The sequence below is a fragment of the Nitratidesulfovibrio sp. genome (genome assembly GCF_040373385.1).
In the GTDB taxonomy this organism is placed as follows: Bacteria; Desulfobacterota; Desulfovibrionia; order Desulfovibrionales; family Desulfovibrionaceae; genus Cupidesulfovibrio.
Map to the genome: position 1 here is coordinate 1 of NZ_JBDXXH010000001.1, position 7,437 is coordinate 7,437.

Annotated in this window: 6 protein-coding genes; all 6 read left to right on the top strand. The window is 66.0% G+C overall.

Annotation, left to right across the window (positions count from 1 at the left end; translation table 11 throughout):
- Window positions 1-171: 171 nt before the first annotated feature.
- The 6 genes from ABWO17_RS00005 (at window position 172) to ABWO17_RS00030 (ending at window position 7,299) form a co-directional block, all read left to right on the top strand.
- Entirely contained in the window at window positions 172-954 is a 783-nt protein-coding gene (locus ABWO17_RS00005; protein ID WP_309542997.1) for an aldehyde dehydrogenase family protein, read from the top strand.
- A gap of 2 nt (window positions 955-956) precedes the next feature.
- Window positions 957-2,786: a triose-phosphate isomerase gene (locus ABWO17_RS00010; RefSeq protein ID WP_353114819.1), complete on the top strand. Its 1,830-nt coding sequence runs from the start codon at window positions 957-959 to the stop codon at window positions 2,784-2,786.
- A gap of 603 nt (window positions 2,787-3,389) precedes the next feature.
- A complete protein-coding gene (locus tag ABWO17_RS00015) occupies window positions 3,390-4,169 on the top strand; it encodes a septal ring lytic transglycosylase RlpA family protein (RefSeq protein ID WP_353114821.1) in 780 nt (259 codons plus the stop codon).
- A gap of 281 nt (window positions 4,170-4,450) precedes the next feature.
- On the top strand, window positions 4,451-6,193 hold the full coding sequence (locus ABWO17_RS00020) for a glycosyltransferase family 9 protein (protein WP_353114823.1): 1,743 nt from the start codon (window positions 4,451-4,453) through the stop codon (window positions 6,191-6,193).
- 144 nt (window positions 6,194-6,337) lie between these two features.
- Window positions 6,338-6,943, top strand: coding sequence for a DUF8043 domain-containing protein (locus tag ABWO17_RS00025; RefSeq protein WP_353114825.1), 606 nt, complete (start codon window positions 6,338-6,340; stop codon window positions 6,941-6,943).
- Between the two features lie 5 nt (window positions 6,944-6,948).
- Window positions 6,949-7,299, top strand: a complete 351-nt coding sequence (locus ABWO17_RS00030) for a hypothetical protein (protein ID WP_353114827.1) — start codon at window positions 6,949-6,951, stop codon at window positions 7,297-7,299.
- Window positions 7,300-7,437: the final 138 nt, after the last annotated feature.

Genomic DNA, 7,437 nt, shown 5'->3' on the forward strand with positions numbered 1-7,437 from the left:
CCGGAGGCATAACGAGATCGAGCGTGGTCAACGAAGCAGGACTGTCTTCGTAGAGACCGCCCCAACAGTGCACCTCCTTCTCCCTTCACCCGTCCCACCCGCTGCCCCCACCCCATACTTCCCGTTCTTGTCAAATCACGCTATACATCCCCCCTTGGAGTACCACGCACCATGTCGAGACGCTGGGTAGAGGCCAATCTGGCCGAGTTCGCACGGGACGTCATGCGCGATTTCTGCATGGCGAGCGTCGTGCTTGAGGGGCAGTTCCACCGCTTCGACGAGGCCGGTGCCGTTTCCTTCCCCGTCATGCGCGACCTTCTGGGCGAAATGATGAACAAGGGGCTGCTCTGGCGTCTCAAGGACACCGCGCACCACCTCTTCCGCAATGACCCGGCGCAAGACCCTGTGGCGCCCATGCTGGACTGGGCCGTGGGCTACGCCTTTCACGAATGCGTGAAGCTGAAGGAAGACGCCTACCAGCACCAGCACTACGCGCCGCAGTACCGGGCCCTGCGAGAGCAGGACATGGGGGAGGAACTGCGGGCCATCGTCGAGCCGCTCGCATCCATGCTGGCCCAGACACGGGAAAGCATGGAGCGCGAAATCCGGCGCATCCGATACATCCTTGGCCGCATCCGCAGGCTGATGTGCCTGTACTACGCCGCCCATGGCGGCAACCGGCTGCTGGCGCGGCTGCTCTTCGACCGCGACGAGCTTGTGCGCTCGGTGTTCGGCGAGGAGTACGGGCCGTTGCTGCAAGGATTGTACGGCGACAAGCCGGAGCGCATGTTCATCCAGGCGGGGGAATCCCTGCTTGACGGCGGCAGGCCCGAAGACGCCCTGCGCGCCGCGCACGCGGCCGCGGCCATCGCGCCCGGCTGCCAGCGCGCGCACCGCCTTGTGGCCGAGGCGGAACAGCGTATCGACCAGACCCCCCGAAGGAGGGCCATCTAGCCATGAGCCTGCTGCATCTCAATCGCGCTTCCTCTCGCGTAAGGCTGGAGAACCGCGACGACCCCGAACTGTACCGCGAGATCTTTCCCTATTCCAAGATCAGCCGCGTGGAGTTCGACGACATCTTCCTGATGCCGCGCCCGGCGGAGCCGATGTTCATCACGGACACGACCTTCCGCGACGGCCAGCAGGCCCGCCCGCCCTACACGGTGAAGCAGATCGTCCACATCTACGACATGCTGCACCGCCTTGGCGGGCGCAGCGGCCTCATCCATGCCTCGGAGTTCTTCATGTACTCCGAGAAGGACCGCAAGGCCATCGAGGCCTGCCGGGCCAAGGGATACAAATTCCCCCACGTCACCGGGTGGATACGGGCCAACATTAACGACCTGAAGATCGCGCGGGACATGGAATTCGATGAAGTGGGCCTGCTGACCAGCGTGTCGGACTACCACCTGTACCTCAAGCTGGGCCTTGACCGCGAAAAGGCCATGGACAACTACCTGCGCGTGGTGGAACAGGCGCTGGAATGGGGCATCACCCCGCGCTGTCACTTCGAGGACATCACCCGCGCCGACATCCACGGCTTCTGCCTGCCCTTCGCGCGCAAGCTGATGGACCTTTCGAAGCAGAGCGGCCAGCCGGTCAAGATCCGCATGTGCGACACCATGGGCTACGGCGTGCCGTACCCCGGCGCCACCCTGCCGCGTTCGGTGCCGCGCATCGTGCGCGCCCTGACCGACGAAGGCGGCGTGCCCGGCCAGTGGCTGGAATGGCACGGCCACAACGACTTCCACAAGGTGCTCATCAACGGGGCCACCGCGTGGCTGTATGGCTGCTCCGGCGTCAACTGCACGCTGCTGGGTTTTGGCGAACGCACCGGCAACACCCCGCTGGAAGCCTTGGTCATCGAGTACGTCTCGCTGACCGGTGACGATGACGCCGCCGACACCCGGGTCATCAGCGAGATCGCCGAATACTTCGAGAAGGAACTGGATTACCGCATTCCGGACAACTACCCGTTCGTGGGCAAGGACTTCAACGCCACCAGCGCGGGCATCCACGTGGACGGCCTGGCCAAGAACGAGGAAATCTACAACATCTTCGATACGCGCAAGATCCTGAACCGGCCGGTGCCCATCATCATCACCGACAAGTCGGGACGTGCGGGCGTTGCGTACTGGATCAACCAGTACCTGGGCCTGCCCGAGGACCGGCACGTGTCCAAGAAGCACCCCGCCGTGGGCAAGATCTACACCAAGATCATGGACGCCTACGAAAAGGGCCGCAACACGTCCTTCTCCAACAAGGAAATAAAGGCGTTGGTGCGGCGCTACATGCCCGAGCTGTTCGCCTCGGAATTCGACCAGATCAAGAAGCTGGCGGGCGAACTTTCGGCGCACCTGATCATCAAGCTGGCCCAGGAATGCCAGATCACCGGCCTTGGCGGCGAGGACAAGTACCCGTGCATGCGCGACTTCGTGCGCGAGTACCCGTTCATCCAGTACCTGTACCTCACCGACAAGGAGGGCAAGCTGCTCTCCGCCGCCATCACCGACCCGGCGTACAAGTCGAAGTACGACCAGCTGCCGCTGGGCTTCGACTTCTCCAACCGGACCTGGTTCATCCGGCCCATGCAGACCGGCGAACTGCACATCACCGACGTGTACCAGTCGCAGTTCACCAGCCAGCTCATCCTTACCGTGTCCACGGCGGTCACCGACGACAACGACGAGATCACCGGGGTCATCGGCGCGGACATCCAGATCGAACAACTGCTCCGCCAGGCCGAAGCCATAGAAGACGTGGTGGAGAGCGACGCCGAAGAATAGCGACCGAAAGGAACGGCCCGGAAGCGGCAATGCTTCCGGGCCGTTTTTGTTTGCAACGCGCACCTGTGCCGCCCCGTACAGGCCCCGTGCATGCCCGGCGTACGCCCGAAGCGGATGTCCGGGGCGTGTCGCGGCAGGGGGCGACTGCGGCGGGCGGGCCACGGCACTGCGCTGTCGGATGTCTTGCCGCAGCGGCGTATCCGGAAGGGGGCGGGGCCTTGCCCTGCGCGGACCGCTGCGTTGCACGGCACGCGGATGTGCAAGCGGTTGCGTGCGCAGCGGTTTTCGGTAACAGTTCCGGAGGCGCGCGACGCGTCGTGCCGGTCGAATGCGGCACGCCCTGCCCCGCCCGATGTGGCCGGCGCGATGTGGCCGGCGCGATGTGGCCGGCGCGATGTGGCCGGCGCGATGTGGCCCGCTTTATGTGGCCAGTCCGATGGGGCGGGCCCTTGTGCCTATCCGTTGTCGTCTCCCCGGCGTCATTCCCTGTCCCTACCGCAGGCCGTGCCGCCAGATTGTCGTTACCCGCTGCCGCCCGCTTGCGTCATGATTCGCTCATGGCCGCCGTACACGCCGTATCCGGCGCAACCCGACGGAGCCTTAATGCCGCACCTTCGCCCCAGCCAGACCTGTTCCTCGCCGTTCCGACTCATTGTGCCCATCGTGCTGTTGCTGCTTGCCGCGCTGCTGGCGGCGGGCTGCGGCTCTGGCCCGCGCCGGATTTCCACGCCGCCGTCGGACCAGTCCGTGAAGTACCCCAAGGGGCAGCCCCAGGGGCCGCGCGCAAAGCCGTACACGGTGCTGGGCAAGACCTACCATCCTCTGCTTTCGGCGCACGGGTTTTCGGAAGAGGGCGTGGCCTCGTGGTATGGCAAGGATTTTCACGGTCGCAAGACCGCCAACGGCGAAATCTACGACATGTACGGGCTGACGGCGGCGCACAAGCTGCTGCCGTTCAACACCGTGGTCAAGGTGACCAACCTGCAGAACGGCCGGTCCACCACCGTGCGCGTCAACGACCGGGGGCCCTTCGTGGGTGACCGGATCATCGACCTGACCAATACCGCCGCCAACCAGATCGGCATGCTGGGGCCCGGCACCGCGCGGGTGCGCGTGGAATCCGTGGGCGATGTGCCCGGCTTGCAGGACGGCGACATGACCGGCCGCTTCTATGTGCAGGTGGGGGCCTTCTCCAACAAGGACAACGCCAGCCGTCTGGTGACCCGCCTGCAAGGCCAGGGCTGGAACGCCCGCATGTACTGGGCCGACATGGTCCGGTTCTGGCGCGTCCAGGTGGGCCCGTGGAGCACCCTGAGCGAGGCCGAGCGCATGCGCGAGAAGTTGAAGGGTGATTTTGCGGTCAACTTCGTGGTGGCGGATTAGGCAGCACCGTCGCAAGGATCTTTTTGCCTCTGCCGTCGTCAGATCCATTTTTATTCCGGTCGAGTACGATAAGAGCGCGCTGCGGTCGCCATCCGTAACACTCACGAAGTTCGTGTAACGGCTACCGCACACTCCCTTCATAAAAAGGTGATCTTCCTCGGCAGAGAACAAAAGTCCCTCTTGCGCCAGCGCCACCTGAAAAGACCCAGCCCGCTGCAACGCGGGAATACATGCCTTCGGCCCACGTTTCCTTTCGGACCTGCTCACGGTAAGGATGCGCCATGAACCTTCTGCTGGTGAACCTGACCCGCTTCGGCGACCTGCTGCAAACGCAGCCGGTGGTGCATGGCCTGCGCGCGCAGGGGCACCGGGTGGGGCTGGTGTGCCTGGAAAATTTCGCCGGGGCGGCGGCGCTGCTGGAGGGCGTGGACCATGTGGCGGCCCTGCCGGGTTCGGCGTTGCTGGCGGGCGTGCAGCCCGGCGGCGACTGGCGGGCCTGCACGGCGGGGCTGATGACCTGGGCCGAGCGGCTGCGCGATGCCTATGCCCATGATGCCGTGCTGAACCTCACGGCCACGCTGGGCGGTCGCCTGTTGGCACGGCTGCTGGCGGCCAATGGAGAGGGCGCGGGCGATCTGCGCGGCTTCGGGCTGGACCCGTTCGGGTTCGGGGTCAACGCCGACCCGTGGTCTGCATTCCTGCAAGCCTCCACCCGGCAACGCGGGTGCAGTCCGTTCAACCTCGTGGACCTGTTCCGCATGGCGGCGGGCGTGGGCGACGTGGACCCGGTGTACGAATTGCGCGCGCCCGAGCCGGGCGTTCTGGAAGAGGCCGGGGCGCGACTGGCCCAGACCGCGCCGCCGGACCATGCCGGGTACGTGGCCATGCAGCTTGGCGCCAGCGAGGAGCGCCGTCGCTGGCCCGTGGCCCATTTCGCGGCGCTGGCCGCCCGGTTGTGGCGCGAGCTGCGTCTGGTGCCGGTGCTGCTGGGCGCGGGCGGCGAGCGGAAGCTGGGCGAACGGCTGCGCGCGGCGCTGGCCGAAGACGCCGGGAGCATCGGGACTGGCGAGGCGGGCGAGGCGGGCGAGGCGGGGGCAGGCGGGCCGGTGCCGTGCATCGACCTGATCGGGGCAACCAGCCTGCCGCAACTGGCCGCCACCTTGCGCCACGTGCGGCTGCTGGTCACCAACGACACCGGCACCATGCATCTGGCAGCCGGGCTGGACGTGCCGGTGCTGGCCATCTTTCTGGCCACGGCCCAGCCGTGGGATACCGGCCCCTACCGCCAGGACTGCTGTTGCCTGGAACCCGCGCTGGACTGCCACCCGTGCCCGTTCGGCGCTCCCTGTCCGCATGGCGAGCGTTGCCGCCAGGTCATTTCCGCGGGCACCGCGTTCGACCTGGCCCGTGCCCACCTGACCACCGGCCAGTGGCCGCTGGCCGATGCGGCACCGGGTGCCCCCCGCGAGGCGCGGGTATGGCGCACCCTGCGCGAGGCGGATGCGGAGTGCGGGGCCGGTGACACTCCGCCCCCGTGCATGCCCGGACGCGGGTTCATGGACCTTGTGTCGCTGTCCGGCCACGAGGCGGAAGACCGCACCCGCTGGATACGCCTGCAACGCCATTTCTATCGTCAGTTTCTTGACCTGCCCCGGATGCAGCCCGTCGCCGCGTCATCCATGCAGCCCATTCGTCCGCCGCATGCTCCCTGCGGCCTCACCGAGGCCCTGCGCGCCCGTGCCGAGGATGAACTGCGCCAGGCCGATGCCCTGCTGCACCTCATGGGCGAGCAGGGGGGGCTGCTCAGGGTGCGCCCCTCGGACATGGCCAAGTCGCGTTTCCTCGGCACCGTCAGCCGCGTGCAGGCCCTGTGGGACAACAGCGCGCTGTTCAACGTGCTTGGGCACCTGTGGCTGTGCGAATCGCAGGGGGCGGGCGGATCGCTGGATTCCGTGCTGGCCCTGGCGGCGGCGTATCGCGGTTTGGCGCGGGCCTGGCTGGGCCACCTTTCCCCTTCGGCCTGATTCTTCCTTTCCGTTTGCCGCGTGGTGGCCGGTGTGGGCGCGTGTCCTGCCGGGGCACGCAGTGCGTGTCATGGTCCGTTTCTTGCTTTACCGCAGGCGGACGTGACAAATTTTCCCGTTGTCGGGATGCAGGAGGGAGACCCCATGATCGTTATTGATGGCCGCCAGGCCGATATCAAGCTGGAAAACTTCGCGAATCTCGAAGAAATCCTCGTCAAGGTGATGGAGGGCAGCTACCTCGAGAACCGCGTGGTTACCGACGTGCTCGTCAACGACGAGGCGTTTTCGGAAATCTACCCCCATCAGGCAGAGGACATCGAGCAGCGCGACATCCGCTCCGTCGAGATCCGCAGCATGCCCGTGGGCGAAATGGCCGTGAACATCACCCGCGAACTGTACAAGGTGGTGCAGGTGATGACCGACGGCGCCCGTCAGGTGGCCGGGCTGTTCCGCCAGGCCGACGATGCCGAGGCGCTGGACATGTTCCAGGACCTGCTGGAAGTGACCCGCGACTTCATGGGCATGATCGGCGTGCTGCGCAACGAATTCTCGCTGCGCACCACCAAGGATTTCAGCGACAACGTGGAACGTTTTTCCGACCAGTTGGGCGAAATGACCGAAGTGCTCGAAAACGAGGACTGGATTCTGCTTGCCGACCTGCTGGAATACGAATTCCTGCCCGCCTGCGAAAACTGGAAGAAGGTCATTCAGGCCCTGCGCGAGGACATCCGTCAGGCCGGCAAGGGGTAGCAGCCATGGGCGACAGCCTTTCCCTGCTCGACATGGCCCTGCAACTGGGCGAGCGCGAACTGGGGGCCCTTGCCTCCGGTGACGTGGATGCCGCCGAATCCGCATCGCGCGAGCGGGCGGAACTGGTGGAGATGGCCTGGAGCCGCCGCGACCCGGCAGCGCTGAACGATCTGCGCGACAAGCTGCTGCGCTTGCAGTGCCTGCAAGGCCGCCTGACCGAAGAGGCCCGTCGGCTGCATGACAACATCCGCAACCAGTTGCAGCAAACCCGCCGTGAGTCGCAGCGCCTTTCCGGCTATCGCCAGGCCACGCGCTCCACGCCGTTGACCATCACCCTGGGCCGCGGTCAGGTATAACCGCCGTCCGCAGCGGTACTGGCTACGCAACGAATCGGGGGCCGGATGCATGATGCATCCGGCCCCCGTTTGCCGTCTTGTGGTCAGCGCCAGGCGGCCAGAGCCCCTCGCTGCCTTCCCTACGTTCTACCGCCCGAA